This is a genomic window from Rhodopseudomonas palustris (assembly GCF_013415845.1).
GTDB classification, from domain to species: domain Bacteria; phylum Pseudomonadota; class Alphaproteobacteria; order Rhizobiales; family Xanthobacteraceae; genus Rhodopseudomonas; species Rhodopseudomonas palustris_F.
The window spans coordinates 4,131,441-4,155,470 of sequence record NZ_CP058907.1; the positions used below are offsets into that span (position 1 = coordinate 4,131,441).

Consider the following 24,030-nt stretch of genomic DNA (forward strand, 5'->3'; position numbering starts at 1 on the left):
ATTGCTGGAAAGAGAATCTTCGAGGTCAATTCAAGCCGACTTGCGCACCGCGTTGTCGACCAGGGTCTTGCCGAGCGACCAGATCGCGCCCGGCACCTTGTGGCTGGCAGCGATGGTGTCGTCGAAGGCGCGTTCGATCCAGGCGCAATCGTCTTCGGTGATGGTCAGCGGCGGCAGCAGCTTGATGGTGTGCAGGCCGTGGCCCGCGACCTGAGTGAGGATCTTGTGATCCTTGAACAACGGCACGGTGATCAGCTGAACGAACAGGCCCTTGTTGGCGGTCTCGAGCATCGTCCACGACGCCTTCAGGCGGAGCGATTGCGGCGGGCCGAATTCGACGCCGATCATCAGGCCCTTGCCGCGCACTTCCTTGAGCAGCTCGTAGCCGGGGACCATGCGCGTGAGCGCCAACCGCAGCTCGGCGCCGCGCTTGGCGGCGGCCTCGACCAGCTTCTCGGCTTTGAGGACTTCCAGCGTCGCAATACCGGCAGCCATCGCCAGATCGTTCTTGGCGAAGGTCGAGCCGTGCACCACGGCGCGATCCATGCGGTTGAAGATCTTGTCGAAGATCGACTTGCGGGTCAGCACCGCGCCGACCGGGACGTGGCCGCCCGACAGCGCCTTGGAGAGCAGCACCATGTCGGGTTCGACGTTCCAGTGCTCGACCGCAAGGAAGCGGCCGGTGCGGCCCATGCCGGTCTGGATCTCGTCGGCGACGAACAGCGTGCCATAGCGTTTGCACAGCGCGGCGGCACCCGGCAGGAACTCGTCGGTGGGCATGTTGACGCCCTTGCCCTGGATCGGCTCGACGATGAAGGCGGCGACCTCACGGGTCGACAGCACCTTCTCCAGCGCTTCGAGATCGTTGAACGGGATGGTGGTGACGCCCGGCAGCAGCGGCCCAAAGCCACCCTGGAAATTCTGGTCGTCGGTCAGCGACAGCGCGCCGTAGGTCAGGCCGTGGTAGCTGTGGTCGCAATTGACGATGCCGTTGCGACCGGTTGCGCCGCGCGCGAACTTGATCGCCGCCTCGACGCTCTCGGCGCCGGAATTGGCGAAGAACACCTTGTCGAGATACGGCACCTGCTCGAGCAGCCGCTCAGCCAGGATACCGGCGAGGGTCGAGACGTCGAGCTGCACCAGATTGGGCAGGTCGGCATCGAGCACGCTCTGCAACGCCTTGCGCACCACCGGATGGTTGCGGCCGAGCGCGAAGACGCCAAAGCCGCTGAGCAGGTCGAGATAGCGGGCGCCGTCGCGGTCGTAGAGGTACTGACCGGTGCCCTTCTGGAAGCCGACGTCGTAGCCGATGGTTTTGAGGACGCGGACGAGCTGCTCGTTGAGATGCCGGGCGTGCATCGAACTGCGGTTCGCTTCGCGCGCCGCAAACATCTCGGCAAGGTCTAAATTCGGCTGATACATGGGCTACTTACGTCGCTTGTTGGACCCGCCGTCAACACAAAAGGCTGGCGGTGCGTCGCACTCGAGCTTTCTTTTCAGAGTTGTGATGCGCGGGTGACATGCCGATTTCACGGCGACTCCCGCATGGCGCACGACCCCTACCCCAGGTGTGGGTATAGTCCGATCGGCGGGGGGGACGCCAGCCCTGTGACGCAACCTGCGGCAATCGCGCCTTGCTTGCCGGTCTCAACGCGATTTCATGCTCCGGAACACCCCGGTGCAGGAAAAACGCCTCCCCGGCGAAGTCCCGGTCCGGGGCATCGGCGCGCGCCGACGCCCCGGACGGCGCGACTCACAGATCGGTGTCGCCGGACTCGTCGATGTGGCGCGGCTTGCCCATCAGGGCCGGCTGGAACAGCAGCACGGCGCCGAGCGTGGTCAGCAACGACAGCGCCAGCAGCTTGCCCATGCTGGCCGTTCCCGGATGGCTCGACAGCCACAGGCTGCCGAACGCGGTGGCAGTGGTGAGGGCGCTGAAGAAGATCGCCCGGGTCAGCGCCGACTGCAGCAGGTTGGTGCGGCCGGAGCGCCAGGCGGTCACGTAATAGATCTTGAACGCGACGCCGACGCCGAGCAGCAGCGGCAAGGCGACGATGTTGGCGAAGTTCAGCGGCAGATCGATCAGCACGCAGATCTCCAGCGTCACCGCGCCGGCCACCAGCAGCGGCACCAGGGTCAGCGCCACGTCGGAAATCCGGCGCAGCGTGATCCACAGCAGGATCGAGATCGACAATAGCGCCCACAGCCCGGCCTGGATGAACGAGGCCACGATGGTATCGCCCGACTTCAGGATCGACACCGGACCACCGGTCGCCAACGGCTCGGCCTGCAGCACGGCGGCGGCGAACTTGCGCAGCGTATCGTTGTCGTTGGGGTCGCCGCTCGGCAGCACCTCGACGCGGATCTGACCGTCCTTGGTCTTCCACGACGACACGATGTCGGCCGGCAGGTTGTCGAGCGTCACCGGCTGCGCTTTCAGCATGTTGCGCAGCAGTTCGAAGTCGAGCAGCAGCGGCCGCACGAACACGTCCTGGGCCTTCTCGCGCATCGCCTGATCGGCGCCCGCAAGCTTGGTCAGCGCGGTGGCGAGCCGGCGCGAGGCGTCGGCGCCGGGTCCAGTGGCCTCGCCGGCGGCGCGGCGCAGCGCTTCGGCCGAGCTCTTCAGCGACGCGATATTGTCCTGATCGGACGGCGGCGGATCGACCTGCTCGGGGTTAAGCGCGGGCTCCAGTACCTTGGCGCCGGCCTGGATCAGCTTCAGCTTCTCCGGCTGGTCCGGCGGCACGAAAGTGTCGAGCGAGATGGTGCGCGACACTTGCGGCAGCTTGGCGAGCTTGGCTTCGATCGCGCGGGCCGTCTGCTCGTTCGGCGCCATCACGTTGACGGCGTTGGCGCCGGTATTCGGATCCTTGCGCAGGTCAAGGAACGTCGCGATCGACTCGACCTTGGGGCTGCGCAGATTGATCGGGTTGAAGTCGAAATGCATGAAGTAGAGCAGCGGCAGGCCGGCCAGCGCGACACCGATCGTGCCGACGATGATGGCAATGCGGTGCTTCTCCAGGAAGTGATCGACCGGCGCCAGGAAGGCGTAGCCGAGCGGTTCCTTCTCACCGGCCGGGTTCAGCAACTTCAGCAGCGCCGGCAGCACGGTGATGCTGGTGAAGAACGCGATCGCCATGCCGGCACCGGCGATCTCGCCAAGTTCGGAAATGCCTTTGTAGGACGTCGGCAGGAACGACAGGAAGCCCGCCGTGGTCGACATCGCCGCCAGTGACAGCGGCACTGCGGAGTATTCGGCGGCCTGGACCAGGGCCTTCTCGAGGTCCCCGGTCTTGTGCCGTTCCGATCGATAGCGGACGCTGAATTGGATGCCGAAATCGACGCCGAGGCCGACAAACAGCACCGCGAACGCGATCGACAGCAGGTTGAGCGAATCCACCAGCATCAGGCCGACCGCAGTGGTGATCGACAGGCCGATCACCAGATTGGCCGCCACCGCGAAGATGATCTTGGAGGAATGCAGCGCCATCCAGAGGATCAGCAGCACCACCACGACGGTCCCGATGCCGTTGACCACGGCGCCGTCCTTGACGGTGGCAAATTCCTCGTTGGCGATCGGCACCGGGCCGGTCAGCCGCACCCGGGCGCCGAAATCCTGCTCGATCTTGAGATCGACCGCCGCCTGACGGATCGCGTCGGTCGCCGCCTTGCCGGGTTCGAGCGCCTTGAAGTCGAGGATCGGCTTGACCTCGATGAAGGCACGCTTGTCGCCATCGGTCAGCGGTTCCGGATTGACCAGGCCGCGCCAGGAGAAGAATGCCTGCTGCTTGCCGAGCACGTCCTCGATGGTCGCGGCGACTGTATTGAAAGGTTTCGCGGTGGCGTCGAGGGTCAGTTCCCCGCGCTTCAACCCGACCAGACCGGTTTCCAGCGCCGCCGTCAGGCCGCGGATCGACGGATCGCCGGCCATGATCTCGATCAGGGGAACCGCCTGCTGGAACTGGCCGGTGGCCTTGGCGACCTCGTCCTTGGGCAGGAACAGCAGCCCGCTGCGGTCGAAAAACGGCCCGCCGCCGAGCCGCTTCACCGAGTCGAAGTTGATGTTATTCTTGGATAATTCGGCCGTGAGCTTGGCCGCCGCGGCATTCGCGAATTCCGGCGTCGGGGCCTCGACCACGGCCAGGATCAGCCGTTCCTGGTCGAATGCCTTCTCGAACACGATATCACGTTTGCGCCAGTCGAGATCAGACGAGATCAAATGATTGATGTCTGTGTTGATCCCGAAATGTTGGTAAGTATAGAAACCTGCTGCAACTGCGAGAAATACGCCGATCAGCACAGTAAAAGCCGCAAAACGGGTGCTGGCTCTGACAATGGAGACGATGGCACTTTTCAGCACATTCACTCTTTCTATTGCTACCGGCTGGCCTAAAATGCGGCCGCCCCGCCGGGATCCGAGTCGATCGAACTGGTTCTTATGGTTCTGCGACCAAGGACTGGACAAAATGGCCGAAAACAAGCCGGCGTAGGTGTGTGCGCGGAAGTAATCTCACCAGGCCAGATTGCCAAGGGCGTTTTGCATTGCGTGCTGCACTGCGCCAATAAGTCCCCTGCGTCCCTTGCGGTTGCGGGTGTCCCCATACCAGCTAGATCATGCTACGGGAATGCGACGTGCTGCCAGGAGACCGAACAATCATGAGCGTGGTGCCCCTTGTCTGAAGTCCGCCCCCTCGAAGTGTTCCTTGCCCAACCCCGTGGTTTCTGCGCTGGCGTGGTGCGTGCGATCGAGATCGTCGAGCGCGCGCTGGAGAAGTACGGTCCGCCGGTCTATGTGCGGCATGAGATCGTGCATAACAAATACGTGGTCGAGAGCCTGAAGGCCAAAGGTGCGATCTTCGTCGAGGAGCTGTCGGAAGTTCCGCCGAAGGCCGTGACCGTGTTCAGCGCCCACGGCGTCGCCCGCAGCATCGAGGAAGAGGCCGCGGCGCGTGACCTGCCGGTGCTCAACGCCACCTGCCCGCTGGTCACCAAAGTGCATAACCAGGGCAAGCGCTATACGTCGAAGGGCCGCACCCTGATCCTGATCGGCCACGCCGGCCATCCGGAAGTCGAAGGCACGATGGGCCAGGTTCCCGGTCCTGTGCTGCTGGTGCAGAACCTCGACGACGTCGCGGCGCTGACGCTGCCGCCGGAAACCCCGGTGGCGTACATCACCCAGACCACGCTGAGCGTCGACGACACCAAGGACATCATCGTGGCGCTTTCAAAGAAATTCCACGATATCGAAGGCCCGGACACCCGCGACATCTGCTATGCCACGCAAAACCGGCAATCGGCGGTGCGGCAGATGAGCAAGCTGGTCGACCTGATCCTGGTGGTCGGAGCCAACAACAGTTCGAACTCCAACCGACTGCGGGAAATCGGCACCGAAGCCGGCATCCCGAGCTACCTGATCGCCGATGGCAGCGAGCTCGACCCGGCCTGGCTCGACGGCAAGAAGGCGGTCGGCATCACGGCCGGCGCCTCGGCCCCGGAAGTGCTGGTCGACGACGTGATCGAAGCGCTGCGCCGGATCGTCCCGGTCACCGTTTCGGTGCTGCCGGGCCGCGAAGAAAACATTGAATTCGTTCTGCCCGCGGAACTGGCCACCGCCTGATCCGCCCAACCGACATGCCGTGAAAGAGAAGATTTCGTAATGGCTATTCCGTTTCACAAGGAACTGGTGATCGGCGGTTATCTGCTGAAGCAGAAGCTGCTCGGGCGGAAGCGTTATCCGCTGGTACTGATGCTGGAGCCGCTGTTCCGCTGTAACCTCGCCTGCGCAGGCTGCGGCAAGATCGACTATCCCGACGCGATCCTGAACCGACGGATGACCGCGCAGGAGTGCTGGGACGCCGCCGAAGAATGCGGCGCGCCGATGGTTGCGATCCCGGGCGGCGAACCGCTGATCCACAAGGAGATCGGCGAGATCGTGCGCGGCCTGGTGGCGCGCAAGAAGTTCGTGTCGCTGTGCACCAACGCGCTGCTGCTCGAGAAGAAGCTCCATCTGTTCGAGCCGTCGCCCTACCTGTTCTTCTCGGTTCATCTCGACGGCCTGAAGGAGCACCACGACAAGGCGGTGTCGCAGCAGGGCGTGTTCGACCGCGCAGTCGCGGCGATCAAGGCCGCCAAGGCCAAGGGCTTCACCGTCAACGTCAACTGCACGGTGTTCGACGGCTACGCCGCCGAAGACATCGCCAAGTTCATGGACTTCACCGAGGAACTCGGCGTCGGCGTCTCGATCTCGCCGGGCTACGCCTATGAGCGCGCCCCGGACCAGGAGCACTTCCTCAACCGCACCAAGACCAAGAACCTGTTCCGCGAGGTGTTCGCGCGCGGCAAGGGCAAGAAGTGGAGCTTCATGCACTCCAGCATGTTCCTCGACTTCCTGGCCGGCAACCAGGAGTTCGAGTGCACGCCGTGGGGTATGCCGGCGCGCAACATCTTCGGCTGGCAGAAGCCCTGCTACCTGCTCGGCGAAGGCTACGCCAAGACTTTCCAGGAGCTGATGGAAACCACCGATTGGGATTCCTACGGCACCGGCAAGTACGAGAAGTGCGCCGACTGCATGGCGCATTGCGGCTACGAGCCGACCGCGGCGATGGCCTCGCTCAATAACCCGCTGAAGGCCGCCTGGGTGGCGCTCCGCGGCATCAAGACCTCGGGCCCGATGGCGCCGGAGATCGACATGTCGAAGCAGCGCCCGGCGCAGTACGTGTTCTCCGAGCAGGTCCAGAAGACGCTGACGCAGATCCGCCAGGACGAGGCCGCCGAGGCCAAGGACAAGCGGCACCCGGAAAGGTCGACGGCGGCCTGATCGCCGGCCAACGGCTTCCACATTTCAAAAGCGCGGCCCGCGGGCCGCGCTTTTTTGTTGAGTACGTCTGACCGTTCAGTTCATCAGATGCTTGACGATGTCGGCTTTGACCTTGCCCGGCAGAGGAACGAACTGCAGCGACCGCGCGATGCCGTCGCCATGCGCGAAGGCCCATCGGAAGAAGTCCAGAACGGCGGCCGACGTGGCGCGTTTCGCAGGACTTCGTGGCACCAGCGCAAAGGTCGCCGTGACGATCGGCCAGGCGTGCTCACCCGGCATGTCGGTGAGATCGACCGCATAGTTCGGCACCGACCAATCGCCATTCTCGGCGGCGGCCGCGAAACTGCTTCCGTTCGGCAGCACGAACCGGCTCGACTTGTTCTGCAGTTGCACGGTCGCAAGATTGTTGGCGGTGACGTAGGACAGCTCGGCATAGCCGATCCCGCCGGGCGTCATCGGCACCGTCGAGGCCGCGCCATAGCTGCCCTTGACGCCGGCGCCGACCGGCCAACTCAGCGTCATGCCGATCCCCATCTTGTCGCGCCACGCCGCGCTGTTCTTCGACAGATAGCGGGAGATCGCGTAGGTGCCGCCCGAGCCGCCCGCATGATACAGCAGAGAAATCGGAAGGTTGGGCAGCGTTAGATCGGGGTTGAGCTGCACGATCTGCTGGTCATCCCATGACCTGATGCCGCCCATGAAGATGTCGGCCAGCACCGGCGCGGTGAGCCGCAGCTTGCCGGGCAGGACACCGGGAATGTTGACCACGACGGCGTAGCCACCCACGACGGTGGGGAACTGCATGATGTCCCCTTCCTTGAGCTTGCTGTCCTCCATCGGCACATCCGACGCACCGAAATCCGTCAGGCCCTTCAGCACCTGGAGTTGCCCGACCGAAGACCCCGAAGGTTGATAGTTGATCGCGACACCCTTGGTCGCTTTCAGTTGTTCGGCCCATTTGATGTAGATCGGCGCGGCGAACGCCGAACCGGTCCCCATCACCGGCGTCTCGGCATGACCGGCCGTCCCGCCGGCGGAGCCGATGGCGAGCGCCATCAAAGCGGTGCGAAGTGCACGCATCTCGATTTCCTCTCTGGCTGCAATCGTGCGGGATTAGTCGACGCCGTTCAGGACGAAGTCGAAGATGTCGTAGTTGCGCAACACGCCGGTTGCCGCGCGCTCGCGGTAGTCACGCTTGAGCGGGCGTGACAGCACAAACGGCACGCGCTGCTCGCCGAGGCCGCCATGCGAGCGCAAACGATGATCGCCGAGGGCTGACAGGTCGTGATCTTCACGCCGCGCACCCACCGCCGTGCCGCGATCGGTGAACACCGCAAAGTCGCCCTCGCGATCCGGCGGCAACTGGTAGCGTTCGCAGACCGTGGCGCGATCCAGCACGAGCTCGACGCCGGGCAGCGACCGCGCAAAGGTCATCATCGCCGCGATGTCGCAAGGCTTGAGCAGATGGACGCGCACGAAGCCGCCGAGCGCGCCGTGATGCCGGACGAACGGATCGGCAATCGGGCAGATCACCCGCGCAACGCCGACCCCGAACCTCTGGTTCAGCGCGTCCTCGAGATAAACGACGTTGGGCCGGCCATCCGCATCCGACTTGTCGGCCATGCCATGATCGGCAGTCAGGGCAACGGTCGCGCCGAGTTCGATCAGGCGCGCGATGCGGCGATCGACGGCTGCGTGGAAGTCGTTCGCTTCCGCCTCGCCCGGCTGGTATTTGTGCTGCACATAGTCCGAGGTCGACAGATAGATCAGCTCGGGCTTGGCCGTTTCCAGCAGCCGAACGCCGGCGTCGAGCGCGAACAGCGACAGATCCGCGGAGTATTGATCCGGCCGGCCGCGGCCAACCAACTCCTCGCCGCTCTTGAAACCGAGCGCGGTGAGATCGGCAACGTTCGGATGTTCGGACGAGAAGGCGATCCCGTCCATCTCGTAGGCAAGCACCTTCAGGAGCTTGTCCTTGGCGGTGACCACCGCGGTCCGCACACCCGCTTTGCTCATCGCGCCGAGAATGGTGCCGCAGCGCAGCCGTCGTGCATCCGTCACCATGATCTCTTCACCGGTGTCGGCATCGAGATAGTAGTTGCCGTTGATACCGTGGATCGCCGGAGGCACGCCGGTGACGATCGAGGTGTTGTTGGTGTTGGTGGTGGTCGGCACCGTCGCCAGTGCCGTGCCGACATATCCGGTCGCCCTGAGCGCCCCGATCGTCGGCAGCACGCCGTCGGCGATGCCGCGCTCCAGATATTCAGGGTCGAAACCGTCGAGGCAGATCACAACGACGGGTCGTTGCGGCACTGCATAGCTGCGGCCGTTGGCTTCGATCAAAGGCTGGGTCGTCATGGGGTCATCCGGGTGCTGAACGCCGCCCGTTGGGGCGGCCGACGTCCTGCGTGGTAGGCCGTTCACATGTGAGAATCGATCGAATAAGATCGACAAACATGTGAGAAGAAGTTGCACGTCAAATGCCACTGCGGGCCGCTGTCGTCACACGGAGGTCATGTTGAAAGAACGAGAACTGCCGCTGAGTGCCCTGCGGGCATTTGCGGTCGCTGCGCGCAGCGACAGCCTGAGTGCGGCCGCGGAGGAGCTGGGAGTCACCCACGGCGCCGTCAGCAAGCAGGTGCGGCTGCTGGAAGACTGGCTCGGACAGCAGGTCTTCACCCGCGAGGGCCGCAGCGTGGCACTGACGCCCTATGGCAGCGTGCTGGCGGAGCAGCTGAGCCAATCTTTCCGCAATATCGAAGCCGCCTGTCAGTACGTCCGGCGCCGGCGCAGCAAGGCGGTGCTGGCGGTCGAGGCGCCGTCGACATTCGCGATGTACTTCCTGATGCCGCGGCTGAAGCGGTTCGAGAAAGCCAATCCCGATCTGGCGGTGTGGATTTCAACCCGGATGACGGGACAGACGCCGGACGTGTCCTCACATGATCTTCTGATCACGCGGGGCGGCGGCGACAAGATCGGCGGGCATTCGAAGGCGTCGACGCTGCTGTTGGAAGAGCACCTGACGCCGGTCTGCAGCCTGGATCTTGTTCAGGAGAGGACCATCGAGAAGCCGGAGGATCTTCTCGCATTTCCGTTGATCACGTCGGCGACGCGGCCGGGCCATTGGGAAGCATGGCTGCAGAAAGCGGGAATGCGCGACCATCTGTTCGAAGGCGGCCACCGCTTCGACCACATGTTCGTCGCGATGCATGCGGTGCGCGAGGGATTCGGCTCGATCGTCGCGCCGAAGGAGTTCTTTCCCGGAAAGCCGGAATGGCGACTCCTCTGCCCGTTTCCAGAGCTGTTCGTGAAGGGCGAGAAGTATTTCGCACAACCGACCTCGCGCGCGGACCCGCGCTATCTCGGCCGGTTCCTGGATTGGCTGAAAGACGAAATCAGGAGCTGAGGCTCGAAGAGCCTCGCGCGGCGCTCTGGGTCAGCGCGATGACAACGGAAATCACGTCCGCGCCGCCCTCACAGGCGGCGCGTGATGCGCTTAGATCTCGGCGACGAGACCGCCGCGGCCGAGCACGGCTTCCTGCACAAAGTTCCGACAGCCGCGCAAGGAGCGCAGCGCACGGTTGAAGTCGATGCCGGTCGACACCAGCGACCGGATCGAGGTCGGGTGACGGGCGATGCCGCGCAGCACCTTGCGCAGGTCGATATCGCCGTTCGGCTTGATCGCGCTCGACACGATCTGCGGCAGGCTGCGATTCGCCGGATCGCTGATCACCCGCAGTGCCGCGAAAGGCAGCTTGGCGGCGGCGGCGAAATCGGCGGCGATGTGGCTTTCCATATCGACCGCAGCCGCACCGGTCTCCGAACGCAGCGCCGCTTTGGCGGAGCGCGCTGCGATCACCTGCTCGGCTCCGACCAGACCGCCACGCACGACACGCTGACGGCCGAGCCCGGCGCTTCGCAATAATTCGTCGGTCAGTGCAACTTCCGACGTCCAGCGGCGTTCACCCGCCACAACCTCGGTGGCGATGACGATGTCACCCGCCTCGAGAGAGGGATCCAGCCCCCCGGCGACGCCGAAGCTGATCACGCCCCGGATCGACGATGCGTCGAAGTCGGCCATGATCGCGCGCAATTGCTTGGGGTCACTGCTGCTGCAGATAACGGTGAGGCCCGGCCCCGCCGCGATACGTGCTTCCTGAATCAGGCCCGTCACAATCAGTACCGGCCGCGGATCTTGGCGAAGCGCCGCGGCCTGGTCGTCCACTGCCCCCAGAATCACATTCCGACCCCTACCACCTTGCTGTTCGTGGCCTGCAAGTTCCGATACCGGGCGAGCGCCCAGAGTGGGAAGAACTTCGAATAGCCATGATACCGCAGATAAAACACCCGCGGGAAGCCCGTCGCCGTGTAACGCTGCTCGTCCCACAGTCCTTTTTCGGTCTGTGTGCTTTTCAGGTACTCGATGCCCCGTGCCACGGCGGGATGATCGACCTCACCCGCAGCCATTAGAGCAAGCAAAGCCCATGCCGTCTGAGAGGCGGTCGAAGGTGCACTTTCGTAGCCACGGTAATCCAGTCGGTAGCTGACCGCGTCCTCGCCCCAGCCGCCGTCGCGGTTCTGCACCGACTCCAGCCAGGCGACCGCCTTGCGGATCATCGGATCGGCATGGGGAACGCCGGCGGCGTTGAGGGCGCACAGCACCGACCAGGTGCCGTAGATGTAATTCATGCCCCAGCGGCCGTACCAGGAGCCCTCGGCGAGCTGGGTGTCGCGCAGATAGCCGACGGCGCGGGCCAGCGCCGGGCTGCTGTCCATGGTCTCACCAAGCTGAGCCAGCATCGAGACGCAGCGCGCGGTGACGTCCTCGGTCGGCGGATCGAGCATCGCGCCATGGTCCGAGAACGGGATGTTGTTCAAATAATACTCAGTGTTGTTGATGTCGAAGGCACCCCAGCCGCCATCGTCGCTCTGCATCCCTTCGATCCACTCGCGGGCGCGGGCAATCGCGGCATCGTAGGCGGGATTCGGCTGGTCCTTGCGGGCGCGGTCGAGCGCCATCACCACCACCGCGGTATCGTCGAGATCCGGATAGTGGGCGTTGTTGTACTGGAACGCCCAGCCGCCGGGGCGGACGTTCGGGGCCTTCACGGCCCAGTCGCCCTTGACGTCGAGCACCTGGCGCGGGAGCAGCCAGTCGAGCGCCGGCCGTACCGACTTGGCGCCCTCGTGGCCGTCCGCTTCAAGCACCGCATGGCTGGCGAGCGCGGTGTCCCACACCGGCGACACGCAGGGCTGGCAATAGGCTTCGTCGCCGCGATCGACCAGCAAGAGATCAATGCCGCGGCGCTGGCTGGCGCGCGGCGGATAGTCCTCGGGATAGCCGAGCGCTTCGTACATCATCACGGCGTTGGCCATCGGCGGGAAGATCGCGCCCATGCCGTCCTCGCCGTTGAGCCGCTCCTCGATGAAGGCGAGCGCCTTGTCGATCGCCCGCTTGCGGATGCCTTTCGGCATCACAGGCTCGATGACGCGCAGCACCGCGTCGATCGATCCGAACAGCTTGAACAGCGCCCAGTTCTGATGCGGCGCCTTGACCGGCATCCCGATCGTCTTCGGGTCTTGAAGGAACAGTTCGTCGATACCGACGCCCTTCGGATTCTTGGCCTGCGGCTTCAGCGCGCACAGCACGAGCAGCGGCACCATCGTGGTACGCGCCCAATACGAGATCTTGGTCAGTGTGAACGGCGACCAGCTCGGCAACAGCATGATCTCGACCGGCAGTACCGGAACCGCGCGCCAAGTCGTCACGCCGTACAACGTGAGCAGAAACCGGGTGAAGACGTTGGAGTGGATCGCGCCACCGCGCGAACGGATCGCCTCGCGCGCCCGCACCATATGCGGGGCATCGATGCTGTCGCCGATCATCTTCAGCGCGAAGTAACCCTTCACGCTGGCGCTCATGTCGAAGTCGCCGTCGTGCACCAGCGGCCAGCCGCCATGGGCCCCCTGGATGCGGCGCAGATAAACCGCGATCTTGGCTTCGAGCTCGGCATCGACCGGCTCGCCGAGGTAATGCCGCAGCAGCACGTATTCGGCAGGAATGGTGCAATCGGCCTCGAGTTCGAACACCCAATGGCCATCGTCACGACGATAATTCAGCAGCGCGCTACGCGCCGCATCGATCGAAGCTTCGAGCGCGTTGCGCCCGACACCAGTCGTGTAGCTGCCGGAATCCATTTTATCTGCTGTGTCTCCGTTTTGGGGGCCGGATCAGGCGCGGCCAGCGGCCAGCACCAGGTCCGCGGCACGGTTGCCGGACCGGACCGATCCCTCGATGGTCGCCGGTAACCCCGTATCAGTCCAATCGCCTGCGAGATATAGGTTTCTCCACTGGGTGACCGGCCCGGGGCGCAGGGCGTTCTGCGCCGGTGTAGCGGCGAACGTGGCGCGGCGCTCGCGGACAATTTGCCACGGCGGCAGATTGGCCGAGATCCCCGCAATTTTACAGATTTCGCCCCAAATTTCGGCCGCAAGCTGCTCGCGCGGGGCGTCCACCAGCCGGTCGCCGTTGCTGATCGTCACGGACAGCCGGTTCGGGAACGCGAACAGCCACTCCACCACCCCGCCGATCACCCCGGTCAGGGCTGGCATGCCGGGCGGCGGCGCGTAATTGAAATGCGCGTTCACGATCGCGCGGTATTCCTGTGGCGTCTTCAGCCCGGGCAGCAGCGAAGCGGCCGGGCGCGGCGGCACCGCCAGCACCACCGCATCATCCGGCCCGAGGGTGACGACATCCTCACCGCCGAACTGCAGCGCGCCGACGCGGTCGCCGGCCGGGGTCAGCGCCCGCAGCTCGTGGCCGAACTGCACTCCTGGACCGCGGGCGGCGAGCTGCGCCACGGCCGGCTCGACCAGCACCGCCGACAGGCCATCGCGGGCGATCAGCGGCCGGCAGGCCTTGCCGCCGGCCAGCAGCGTCTCACGAACCACCGCGCCGGCAAGCCCGGCCGAGCCTTCCGGCGGATCGACGTTGAGCGCGGCGAGCAGCAGCGGCGCCACCAAGCGGTCGTACAGCGGGCCGGAGCAGTTGATGGTGTCGCCGATCAGTTTGGTGGTCGGCGCCCACAGCAGCGGCATCAAGCCGAGGTAATCGCCGATCGACGTGTCCGGCACGCGGCTATTGGCATCAAACAGCCACAGCGGCAGCTTGCCGCCGCCGAGCTTCAGCCGCCAGCGCGCATTAGCCGGCAGATCGATGAAGTCGAACTCGGCGCGCTCCGGGCCGACGAGGCCCGCCTCGGTGCCGATCGTCCGCGCGTAGTCGCAGGCAGCGTGATTGCCCGACAGCAGCAGGTGATTGCCGTTGTCGATGACGAGCCCGGTCTGGGCGTCGAAATACGAGCGGCAGCGGCCACCGGCCTGCTGCATCGCTTCGTGAACATGGACGGTGAGGCCGGCGCGGGCGAGCCGGATCGCGGCCGCAAGCCCGGAGATTCCCGCACCAATGACGTGAACTGTTTTCGACATCACACGATCGCGTATTGCAGCAGGATGGCGATCTTCGAAGCCTTGCCGAGCTTCACCGGGGCGCGCGGCGCTGCGAAACCGCGCGCGATCAAAAGCTGCAAGATCGAGTAGTAGTACTTGCCCATGATACGGGGAGCTTTCACCACCCGGCGCGGATTACGGTTCATCACCTTGTCGGCGGCGGCAAAATGCGCGAGCGCACGCTCGACCAGCGGCGCGCAGACGCTCGGCAGCGCAGAATCCGCCGCGACCACGCGCGGATCGGTTGCGGTGATACCGACCTTGTGCAGCAGCTCGCTCGGCAGATACAGCCGGCCGATGCCGGCGTCCTCGTCGATGTCGCGCAGGATATTGGTGAGCTGCAGCGCGCGGCCGAGATGATGCGACAGCTCGATGCCGTCGCCTTCCGGAAGGCCGAAGATCCGCACCGACAGCCGTCCCACCGCGCTGGCGACGCGGTCGCAGTACAGATCGAGCGTGGCCTCATCGGGCGCGCGGATGTCGGCGTCGACATCCATCTCCATGCCGTCGATGATCGCCTCGAAGTCCTCGCGCTTCAGCCCGAAGGTGCGCAGCGACTCCTGATAGTCGGCGAGCCGCGGCGGCGGCGCGCCGCGATACAGCGCGGCGATGTCGTCGCGCCATTGCTGCAGCTCGGCGACCCGCTGCTCGCGCGGCCGATCGGAATCGGCGATGTCGTCGACGAAGCGGCAGAAGCTGTAGACTTGGAACATCGCTTCGCGCTGCGGACGCGGCAGGATGCGCATCGCGGCGTAGAACGAACTGCCGAGCGCGACACCTTGATGCGCGGCCGGCTCTGGCGTGGCGTGAACGGTCATGCGCGCGGTGCCGGATGCGACACCGGCCCCTTTCCGAAGCTACGACGGACGATCTCCGAACTCATCGCGCCGAAGCTGGCGATGACGAATTCGATCGGCTTCAGATGCACGCGCTCGCTGAGCGGATCGCGGGTCTGCAGCATCCGTACGATGCGATCGGCATAGGCCTGGATCACCGAGACTTCGAGACCGAGGCGATAATCCTTGATCTCGGCGGCGAGCGGCCGGCCGTCGCCGAGCAGCGACGCGGTGCGGACCGCAAGACCCTGCAGGCATTTCAGCAGCGCCGGTGACGACTTCTGCAGGCCGAGGTCTTCGACCTTGGCGCCGGCGGCATCGAGCACGTCGCGTGGCAGATACACGCGATTGAGGGTGCGATAGTCCTTGCCGCAGTCCTGAAGGTGATTGTTGATCTGAAGCCCCGCGCACAGCGCGTCGGAGGCCTGCCAGGTCGTGGTGCTTTCGCTGTGGACGTCGAGCATGAAGCGGCCGACCGGCATCGCCGAGTAGCGGCAGTAGTGAATGACCTCGTCCCAATCCTCGTAGCGCAGCTTGGTGACGTCCATCCGAAACGCGGTCAGCAGATCGAGCGCATGGCGCGGCGGCATGCCGCGTTCGGCCAGCGCCCGACGCAGATGCACCGCCTCGGGCTGGGTCTCGCCGCGGCCGAGCAGCTCGGCTTCGAGCAGATCGAGATATTCGAGCTTGGTGTCGCCATCGAGCATCTCGTGATCGGCGATGTCGTCCGCGGTCCGGACGAAATTATAGAACGCCAGAATCAGGTCGCGATGCCGCGGATGGATGATCCACGACGCGACCGGGAAATTCTCGTCCCGGTGGGTCTTGCCCGATCGAAGCTCGCTCGCAGACGTCATCGGCACTGGTTAAACACTTGGTTTGGAGACGAAAAAAAGCGAACGGCCGCACCCGGCCGGGCCGGGCGCACCGTTCGCGACGCCATATAAGGGAAATCGCCGGCTAAACCAACGATCTTGACGGACGATGTCCGGGCCGCAGATTCGCCTGGATCGCCGCCGCGACCTCCAAACCGGGCCGAAACCGGCCCGGCGGACGCCGCCTCACTGGCCGTGGCTGACCAACACCTGGTTGCAGGCTTTGCTGATCTTCTCGCGATTCTGCTGCAGGCAGGACAGGATCACCAGATCGCTCTGCTCCATCACGGAGCGGCAGAAACGCGACACGTCCCGCGAGCAGGCTTTCTGCTCGGCTTCGGTGCCGCTGCGCTGCTGTTGCTGGGCATTGGCACCGGAGGACATCGAAACGAGCAGCAACGCGAGCGCAACCAAGGTCTTTTGCATTGTCTTCCTTCGATATGTGGCTGGGGGTCGAAACCCGTTCTCGATCACATCTACGGCGCCGCCTGGAAGGGGTCGCGGTGCACACGATCGGCACAACGGTATGATGCGTCGATCAAGGTGACAAATACGGCCAAATTAGTGCCGACGCACGCACCTTCACGGGCGGGTGGCTGAAAGCCGCGGAATACCTGTCGGTTTTTCACGGAACGTTGCCGATTTGATGCAAATACTATAGTTCCGCAAGCAGCGCGGGCGGAACAGCGTGAGCCGTGCGTCTTGGTGTGCAGGCGCGGCGTTACTATGTGATTTGAACCTGCCGTGAGGCGAACACACTAACCAGCGACGTGACGCAACGGCGTCACCACAGCGATCTTCCAAGGATGGCCAGAATGAGCCTGCTTCGTTCCACCACGTCCTCGATCCATGCGTTGAAGGCAGCCGGAATCGGCGCCGCGATGATGCTGTCCGCATCGGCGGCATTCGCAGATTCGGGCCCGTTCGCCGGGTTTGAAGGAGCGTGGTCGGGGACCGGCACCGTGGCGCTGTCCGACGGCTCGAAGGAGCGCATCCGCTGCAAGGCGAACTATCGCGGCAGCGGCGGCGGCAATCAGCTGGCCCTGACGTTGCGCTGCGCCAGCGACAGCTACAAGTTCGACCTTTCCGCCGACGCCGCCACCAACGGCGACCGCATCTCCGGCAACTGGAGCGAGACCAGCCGCAACGTCAACGGCAGCCTGCAGGGCAAGGCCGGCGGCGGCCGGATCGAAGTGTTCGTCGAAGCCGCCGGCTTCGCCGCCAGCCTGTCGCTGACCACCCACGGCAACAAGCAATCGGTGGCGATCAGCTCGAAGGGCGAAATCCGCGGCGTCAACATCTCGATGACCCGCGGCTGATCACCGCCCTCTTCGGCTCCATCAGCAAAAGCCCTCCGGATCGACCGATCCGGAGGGCTTTTTGTTTTCACAAGCGGATCGCTTTTTTCGTGCGCTACACCACCGATCCGGCGCCACGGCCGCCGCGCAGGCGGTGAGCGACGCTGATCAGCCACATCGCGGTCGGGCGTAGGATGAACAGATCGGCGATCAGCGCCGCCACCATCGCGAAGGCGCTGAGCCAGCCGAACAGTCGCAGCGACGGCAGGTCCGAGAACACCGTGACGCCGAGCCCGCAGGCCAGCACCACGGTGGTGAGAATCAATGCGGGGCCGACCAACACGGTGGCGCGTTCGACCGCGAGGCCGGCGCTGACGCCCGGCGGGCTCTCCAGCCGCAGCCGGTTGAGGAAGTGGATGGTGGCCGACAGGCCGAGGCCGAACGACACCGTCAGCGCCACCACGCTGGCGAATTGCAGCCCCTCCCCCATCAGCCACAACAGCGTACCGGACAGCACCACCGGGAAGATGCCCGGCAGAATGCAGGCCAGCATCACCACCACCGAGCGGAACGCCAGGCCGATGAAGATCGCCACCAGCACGAACTCGATGGTGAGGCCGTGGTTGAGCTTGGAAATCATGTCGGCGCTGTTGCGCGCGGCGATCGCCGACAGGCCGGTGACCGCAACCTCATAGCCCGGATGCTTCTGGCGCACGCTGTCGAGCGCGTGGTCGAGCTTCTGCACCACGGGGAGGATTTCGCTGGAGTCGAGATCGGGCACGCGGCCCGACACCACTACGGCGGTCTGGTCCTCCGAGATGAAGCGCCGCACCAGGTTAGGCGGCAGCAGATCGACATATTCCTTCAGCGTGTCGACGCTGGTGGTGTGCGCCTTCTCGGAAAGCCAGCGACGCAGCGTCTCCAGCGACCAGACGTTGCCGACGCCGGCCTGCTTCTCGACCGTGGCGTGGACCTCGGCGATGATCTGCAGGCTCTCGGGCGAATACAGCGACTGGCCCTTGGGGAATTCGATCAGCACGTCAATCGGATTGGCACCGGTGAGCTTGGCGTCGAGCCGGTCGCTCGCCTGCACCGCCTGCTCCTTGTCGGGCACCTGATCGGCCAAACGATAGCGCGGTTCGAGGTTGGCGTAGATCACCGCCAGGCCGCCGACCACCAGAACCGCCAACAGGCTGAACAGGCCGGGCCGGCCGACCATCCGCACCGCGATGAAGGCGCAGAACCGGCGCAGCGCGTTGACGCCGAGATCGGCGCTCTGGAATTTCGCCGCGAAGGCTTCCTCGTGGCGCACCAGCAGCACGCCGAACACCGGCACCAGCGTCAGCACCGCGACCAGCGCCAGCACGGTGGCGAGCAGGCCGGCCTCGCCGAACGCGCGGATCAGGTCGGAGTTGGAGAACTGCAGCGCGATGAACGAAATGCCGGCGGTGGCGTGGGTCAACACGCAGGCCGGACCGACAACCAGGACGGCGTTCTTGAACGCGGTGTATTTGTCCTCGCCCGCGATCAGCCGGTCTCGTGCCGCGAAGGTGAGCTGCATCGAGTCCGAGAAACTGATCACCATGATCAGCGGCGTCATGACGTTGAGGAACATGTTGAGGCTGAAGCCGGCCCAGCCGAGCACACCGATGGCCAGCAGGATCGCCAGCAGCGGCGGAAACGCCGCCACCACCATGAACGAGATCTTGCGGAAGAACAGGATCGCGATGACGCAGCCTGCCAGGATGCCGGCGATGTTGTAGATCAGTCCGTCGCGCTCGACCGCGTTGCGGATTTCGAGCTGCATCACAGGAACGCCGGACAGTTGCCGGCTGAGACCTGAGCCCTCGAGATCCTCCGTCATCACCTTGCGCATTTCACCGATGGTGGCGCGCAGCCGGGTGTTGTCGGCCACCACCTTCGGATCGAGCGACAGCACGACCAGCGCCAGCGTCCCATCCTCCGACAGCAGCTTGCCGCGAATGATCTCGTTGGTCTTCACCGTCTGGGCGAACTGGTCGTAGGCATCGCCTTCCGGCAATTCCGACGGGAATAGAGCCGCCGGCAGCTTGCCCGGCTCGGGCGCCTGCCGCGCCGAGAACAGCGAGATCAGGCCGCGCACACCGTCGATCAATTGCAGATCGGTGACGGTGTCGCGCAGCTTCTCCAGATTCTCCCGCGCCAGCAGCTCCTTGCCCTCGACCACCAGCAGCACGTCGAACTCGGTCGACGGAAACCGCTTGGTGACCTCCTCGTACTGCTTGAACTCCTTGGTGTCGGAGCGAAACAGCTGGCTCAGAGAGTCGTCGATCTTGATCCGTTCGATGCCGAACACCGCGCCGACGATCAGTGCCAGCAGGATGATGCACGATACCACCGGGGCGCGCAGCGGGATCAGACCCAGCCGCTCGAGGCCAAAAGCGATGCTGACCCGCCGTCGCTTCAATTCTGCGACTTCGGTGTCGCTCACGTTCTTATCAAGCATGCGCTGATCCGTCCTGTCGATCGCTCGTCCTAACCAGACTTCCCGGCACGAATGCGACAGCGTCGCATCGCCCGGCATTCTGGTCTTGGGACATGCAGCAATTTCACCACGTGCGCAGGCTCGGACCGACCGCCCTTCGGAATCGAGACTGGGAACCGGAATCCACCAGATTCGCGGTCCGCTTGCGAGTTTTCCGGGAGCTGGGGATCAAGACTTCGGCAGCTCCGGCATCAGGCTGCCGCTCTCGTCCTTGAGCGCCACGCCGGTCGCCTTGCGTACCAATCCCTCGCGGACCAGCCAGGCGATCTTGTGCGCCGCCTCGTCCGCCGAAATCCCGGAAGCGTGGATATTCGAGACGCAATTGCGGTCAGCGTCGGTGAGGCCGGGGCGCGGTCCGAACGTCAGATAGGCGCCGAGGCTCGCCGGCGCGGACAGGCCCGGCCGTTCGCCGATCAGCACCACCACCATCCGGGCACCCAGCGCGGCGCCGACCTCGTCCCCGAGCGCAACCCGGGCGCCGGTCGCCACCACCGCAGCACCGACGCCGATCCGGACCGCGGCCAGCCGCGGTAACAGATGCCGCACCACCGCGGTCGCCTGCGCCGCCACCGCAATCGGCGACAGGCCATCCCCGATCACCAGCGCGACGTCGACGGCCTTCCCCGCCCCGTCCAGGACCGCGCGCGAAGCCGGGTCGAGCTGCCGGCCGAGGTCCGGTCGGGCCAGATAGTCCCGGCGGTCGGCGGCGCGGCTCGACACCTGCAGTGTCGGCAGACCGAGCGCCTGCAGCTCCGCGGCGATCGCTGTCGCATCGAAGCCGGCATGGACCGCGTCGCGGGCGCGGGCATGAGCCAGGGTGAAATCCAGCAGCGCCTCGGTCGGCAGACTGGCGCCGGCACGGCCGAGCGCGACGCGGGCGGGAGTCAAACGGCGCAGTTCGGCCAGCGAACGCGGCGGGGTGGCAGGAGAATTCATCGCTGTCCTATTCCGCCGGCACCGCCGCTTCGCGCAGGCGTATCGAGTAGTTGGAGGCATTGGCGTGACCGCGCGAGGCTTCGCGCGCGTAGATGATCAGATGATGCGCCACCACCATCACCAGAAGCAGGTTTTCGATATCGCCGCGGATCAGCCGTCGGAAAGCGAATTTCCAGAACGCCAGCTTGTAGTCGCCGCGAATGCCGATCTGCCAGATGACGTTGCGCAGCATGATCATGGCGCGCTTGATGTTGGCCTTCGACGCCCGCTGCGGCGTCGAAGGATGCAGCCGCGTCGCATAGGCGTGCGCGATCTGGTACTCGTAGCGCTTCAGCAGCGCCTCGGGCCGGTAGGCCCGCGCCATGCAGTCCTTCCACATCGCCACGACCTGGTCGTGCGGCAGCAGGAAGTCGACATTGGATTCGCGGCTGTCGTCGTGCACCAGCCGGCCTTCGCGTTGCAAGCGATCCCACAGCGGCGTCTTCGGCAGCGCCTGCAGCAGGTTGATGGTGAGCAGCGGAATCTGCGACTGCTCGATGAACTGCATCAAGAACTCACCGGTCTCCGGCGTATCGGTGTCCAGGCCGAGAATGATGCCCGACACCACTTCGATGCCGTAGCTCGATATCGTCCGCACGCCCTCGAGGATTGGGACCATCATGTTGTGGTCCTTATGCATCGCCTTCAGCGCGGTCGGGTCCGGCGTCTCGATGCCGACGAAGATCGTGCAGAAATACGCCTCGCGCATCAATTCGAGGATCTCGGGACGCTTGGCGATGTTCAGCGTCGCCTCGCAGGCGAGCTGCAGCTGAAAGCCAGTGCGCTTCTGCCATTCGACCAGATGCGGCAACAGGTCGAGCGCCGCCTTGCGGTTGCCGATGAAATTGTCGTCGACGAAATATACCGATCCGCGGATGCCGCATTCGATCATGCGGTCCAGCTCGGTGATGATCTGCTCCGGCGTTTTCAGCCGCGGGTTGCGGCCGTACAGGCCGGGGATATCGCAAAATTCGCACTGATACGGGCAACCCGAGGAGTACTGGATGCTGCCGAGCAGATATTTGCTGCATTCCGCTAGCTCGTAAGCCGGAATCGGAAACAGCGTCATGTCGAGGCGGTCTTCGGTGGTGAACACGACCTGTCGCTTCGGCCGCGTCACGTCGTGTGTCAGCTTCGCGATCAATTGATCGGTAGCGTCGCCGAGCTCGCCGACATGCAGATAGTCGAAATTCGGATAGTAGTCCGGGCAGGCGCTGACCGAGGGCCCGCCGAGCGCGACCGGCAGATCGAAATCATGCGCGCGCCGGCAAATGTCGTTCATCTGCTGCCGCTGGATGTGCATGCCGCTGACGAACACCGCGTCCGCCCAAGTGAAATCGTCCGCAGTGGCGGGGCGGATATTCTCGTCGACGAAGCGGACCGACCATTCGTCCGGCAAATAGGCGGCGATCACCAGCAGCCCCTGCGGCGGCATGAAGGCGGCAACGTCGTCCATCAATGGATAGGAGTGCTGAAAAGTACCGAAGGACTTGGTGTAGCGCGGGAAGACACACAGAATACGACGACTGGTCTGCCCGGATTCGGCTTTCATCGAACTTTCCCCGCGAACGTCACGCTGTCCGAGTTCGTTGCGGCGATCGCCCGCAGGGTTCGATCACCGGCCCCAAAAACGGCAAGTTCAATACAACTTCGCGACTCGCGACCGGTTCCCCACGGCTGCAAAAATCCCGCCCGATCGCGACCGTGATCCGCGATCTAATCACGACCACACTGGAGCGGCCAGAGTTTCTTTGATGGGTTTTCGCATCGAAGGGACGGTCAGGCGATCAGCCGCGCCGCGATTTCCGGCAGCAGGGCACCATCCGTCAGCGGGCGGTGATCGGAACCGGAAAAACCGGCACGGACAAGCCAATCGTCGAACTCCGGCGCGCGCTTCAGGCCGAACAGATCGCGGACGTACAACGCATCGTGAAACGAGGTCGACTGGTAGTTCAGCATCACGTCGTCGGCGCCCGGCACACCCATGATGAAATTGACGCCGGCAGCTGCGAGCAGCGTGAGCAGCGTGTCCATGTCGTCCTGATCCGCTTCGGCATGGTTGGTGTAGCAGATGTCGACCCCGAGCGGCAGGCCAAGCAGCTTGCCGCAGAAATGATCCTCGAGGCCAGCGCGCACGATCTGCTTGCCGTCGTACAGATATTCCGGACCGATGAAGCCGACCACGCTGTTGACCAGCAACGGAGAGAATGCCCGCGCCACCGCATAGGCCCGTGCCTCGCAGGTCTGCTGATCGACGCCGTGATGCGCATTCGCCGACAGCGCCGAGCCCTGCCCGGTCTCGAAATACATCACGTTGTCGCCGACCGTGCCGCGCTTCTGCGCCAGCGTCGCCTGATGGGCTTCGGCGAGCAGCGCCAGATCGATGCCGAAGCTGCGGTTGGCGGCTTCTGTGCCGGCGATCGACTGGAACGTCAGATCGACCGGCGCGCCCTGCTCGATCAGGCGCAGCGTGGTGGTGACGTGGGTCAGCACGCAACCCTGGGTCGGAATTGCCAGGTGCGCGATGATGTCGTCGAGCAGCCGCACCAATTGGCCGAGCACCGCCGGATCGTCGCTCGCCGGATTGATGCCGATGCAGGCGTCGCCGGCACCAAGCAGCAGGCCATCGATAATCGACGCGGTGATACCGCGGGCATCATCGAAAGGATGGTTGGGCTGCAGCCGCACACTCATCCGCCCAGGCAATCCGATGGTGTTGCGGAAGCGGGTGACCACGCTGCACTTCTTCGCCACCAGGATCAGATCCTGATTGCGCATCAGCTTCGACACCGCGGCGACCATCTCGGGCGTCAGGCCCGGCGCCAGCGCAGCCAGCGCCACAGGCGTCGCGGCGTCCGACAGCAGCCAGTCGCGGAAGCCGCCGACGGTGAGCGAGGCCACAGGCGCGAACGCCGCTGCGTCATGACGGTCCGCGATCAGCCGCGTCACCTCGTCGGCTTCGTACGGGATCACCATTTCGGAGAGAAATTGCCGCAGCGGCAGGTTCGCCAGCGCCATCCGCGCCGCCACCATCTGCTCGGCGCTGTCAGCCGCGATTCCGGCGAGGCGATCGCCGGAGCGCGGCGGGCTCGCCTTGGCGAGCAGGTCGCGCAGGTCATCGAACACGAACGAGACGTTGCCGATGCTGTGGCGATAGATCATGGCGTCCCCGGCACGGTGCTGCGATCGCAGAGCA

Annotated in this window: 18 protein-coding genes; 4 read left to right on the forward strand and 14 right to left on the reverse strand. The window is 64.8% G+C overall.

The window, feature by feature from the left end; translation table 11 throughout:
• Positions 1-30: 30 nt before the first annotated feature.
• On the reverse strand, positions 31-1,422 hold the full coding sequence (gene hpnO, locus HZF03_RS18875) for an aminobacteriohopanetriol synthase HpnO (protein ID WP_011159270.1): 1,392 nt from the start codon (positions 1,420-1,422) through the stop codon (positions 31-33).
• 331 nt (positions 1,423-1,753) lie between these two features.
• A complete protein-coding gene (gene hpnN, locus HZF03_RS18880) occupies positions 1,754-4,360 on the reverse strand; it encodes a hopanoid transporter HpnN (RefSeq protein ID WP_119018056.1) in 2,607 nt (868 codons plus the stop codon).
• Between the two features lie 312 nt (positions 4,361-4,672).
• Between hpnN and ispH the strand changes: the two genes are divergently transcribed.
• Positions 4,673-5,617 carry a 4-hydroxy-3-methylbut-2-enyl diphosphate reductase gene (gene ispH / locus HZF03_RS18885; protein ID WP_012497128.1) on the forward strand — a complete coding sequence of 315 codons (945 nt, stop codon included), beginning with the start codon at positions 4,673-4,675 and terminating at the stop codon, positions 5,615-5,617.
• Positions 5,618-5,656: 39 nt separating this feature from the next.
• Positions 5,657-6,817, forward strand: a complete 1,161-nt coding sequence (hpnH, locus tag HZF03_RS18890) for an adenosyl-hopene transferase HpnH (protein ID WP_119018015.1) — start codon at positions 5,657-5,659, stop codon at positions 6,815-6,817.
• A 75-nt stretch (positions 6,818-6,892) separates the two neighbouring features.
• Here hpnH and pstS read toward each other — a convergent pair whose 3' ends face one another.
• A complete protein-coding gene (pstS, locus tag HZF03_RS18895) occupies positions 6,893-7,897 on the reverse strand; it encodes a phosphate ABC transporter substrate-binding protein PstS (protein WP_119018016.1) in 1,005 nt (334 codons plus the stop codon).
• 33 nt (positions 7,898-7,930) lie between these two features.
• A complete protein-coding gene (phnA, locus tag HZF03_RS18900; protein ID WP_119018017.1) occupies positions 7,931-9,175 on the reverse strand; it encodes a phosphonoacetate hydrolase in 1,245 nt (414 codons plus the stop codon).
• A gap of 157 nt (positions 9,176-9,332) precedes the next feature.
• Between phnA and HZF03_RS18905 the strand changes: the two genes are divergently transcribed.
• Positions 9,333-10,223, forward strand: a complete 891-nt coding sequence (locus tag HZF03_RS18905) for a LysR substrate-binding domain-containing protein (protein ID WP_119018018.1) — start codon at positions 9,333-9,335, stop codon at positions 10,221-10,223.
• Positions 10,224-10,313: 90 nt separating this feature from the next.
• Here the strand turns inward: HZF03_RS18905 and HZF03_RS18910 are convergent, their stop codons facing one another.
• From HZF03_RS18910 to HZF03_RS18935, 6 genes are all read right to left on the reverse strand, one after another.
• Positions 10,314-11,057 (reverse strand): phosphorylase, encoded by a 744-nt coding sequence (locus HZF03_RS18910; protein WP_119018019.1) that lies wholly within the window; start codon positions 11,055-11,057, stop codon positions 10,314-10,316.
• Positions 11,054-13,015: a squalene--hopene cyclase gene (gene shc / locus HZF03_RS18915; protein ID WP_119018020.1), complete on the reverse strand. Its 1,962-nt coding sequence runs from the start codon at positions 13,013-13,015 to the stop codon at positions 11,054-11,056. The genes HZF03_RS18910 and shc overlap by 4 nt, the downstream gene beginning before the upstream one ends.
• A 33-nt stretch (positions 13,016-13,048) precedes the next feature.
• Positions 13,049-14,305, reverse strand: a complete 1,257-nt coding sequence (hpnE, locus tag HZF03_RS18920; RefSeq protein ID WP_012497134.1) for a hydroxysqualene dehydroxylase HpnE — start codon at positions 14,303-14,305, stop codon at positions 13,049-13,051.
• The gene (gene hpnD, locus HZF03_RS18925) at positions 14,305-15,144 is read right to left on the reverse strand and encodes a presqualene diphosphate synthase HpnD (RefSeq protein ID WP_119018021.1); all 840 of its coding nucleotides are present in this window, start codon (positions 15,142-15,144) and stop codon (positions 14,305-14,307) included. The genes hpnE and hpnD overlap by 1 nt, the downstream gene beginning before the upstream one ends.
• On the reverse strand, positions 15,141-16,019 hold the full coding sequence (hpnC, locus tag HZF03_RS18930) for a squalene synthase HpnC (RefSeq protein WP_119018057.1): 879 nt from the start codon (positions 16,017-16,019) through the stop codon (positions 15,141-15,143). Before hpnC ends, hpnD begins: the two co-directional genes overlap by 4 nt.
• 204 nt (positions 16,020-16,223) lie before the next feature.
• Positions 16,224-16,463, reverse strand: a complete 240-nt coding sequence (locus HZF03_RS18935) for a hypothetical protein (RefSeq protein WP_011159282.1) — start codon at positions 16,461-16,463, stop codon at positions 16,224-16,226.
• 389 nt (positions 16,464-16,852) lie between these two features.
• On the opposite strand from HZF03_RS18935, the gene HZF03_RS18940 reads away from it, so the two are divergent.
• Entirely contained in the window at positions 16,853-17,356 is a 504-nt protein-coding gene (locus HZF03_RS18940) for a hypothetical protein (protein WP_011159283.1), read from the forward strand.
• A gap of 94 nt (positions 17,357-17,450) precedes the next feature.
• On the opposite strand, the gene HZF03_RS18945 is transcribed toward HZF03_RS18940, so the two are convergent.
• From HZF03_RS18945 to HZF03_RS18960, 4 genes are all read right to left on the reverse strand, one after another.
• Positions 17,451-19,820: an efflux RND transporter permease subunit gene (locus HZF03_RS18945; RefSeq protein WP_119018022.1), complete on the reverse strand. Its 2,370-nt coding sequence runs from the start codon at positions 19,818-19,820 to the stop codon at positions 17,451-17,453.
• Positions 19,821-20,027: 207 nt separating this feature from the next.
• Positions 20,028-20,795 (reverse strand): ethanolamine ammonia-lyase subunit EutC, encoded by a 768-nt coding sequence (gene eutC, locus HZF03_RS18950; RefSeq protein WP_119018023.1) that lies wholly within the window; start codon positions 20,793-20,795, stop codon positions 20,028-20,030.
• Positions 20,796-20,802: 7 nt separating this feature from the next.
• Positions 20,803-22,386: a hopanoid C-2 methylase gene (hpnP, locus tag HZF03_RS18955; RefSeq protein ID WP_119018024.1), complete on the reverse strand. Its 1,584-nt coding sequence runs from the start codon at positions 22,384-22,386 to the stop codon at positions 20,803-20,805.
• A 227-nt stretch (positions 22,387-22,613) separates the two neighbouring features.
• The gene (locus tag HZF03_RS18960) at positions 22,614-23,996 is read right to left on the reverse strand and encodes an ethanolamine ammonia-lyase subunit EutB (RefSeq protein ID WP_119018025.1); all 1,383 of its coding nucleotides are present in this window, start codon (positions 23,994-23,996) and stop codon (positions 22,614-22,616) included.
• Positions 23,997-24,030 lie beyond the last annotated feature (34 nt).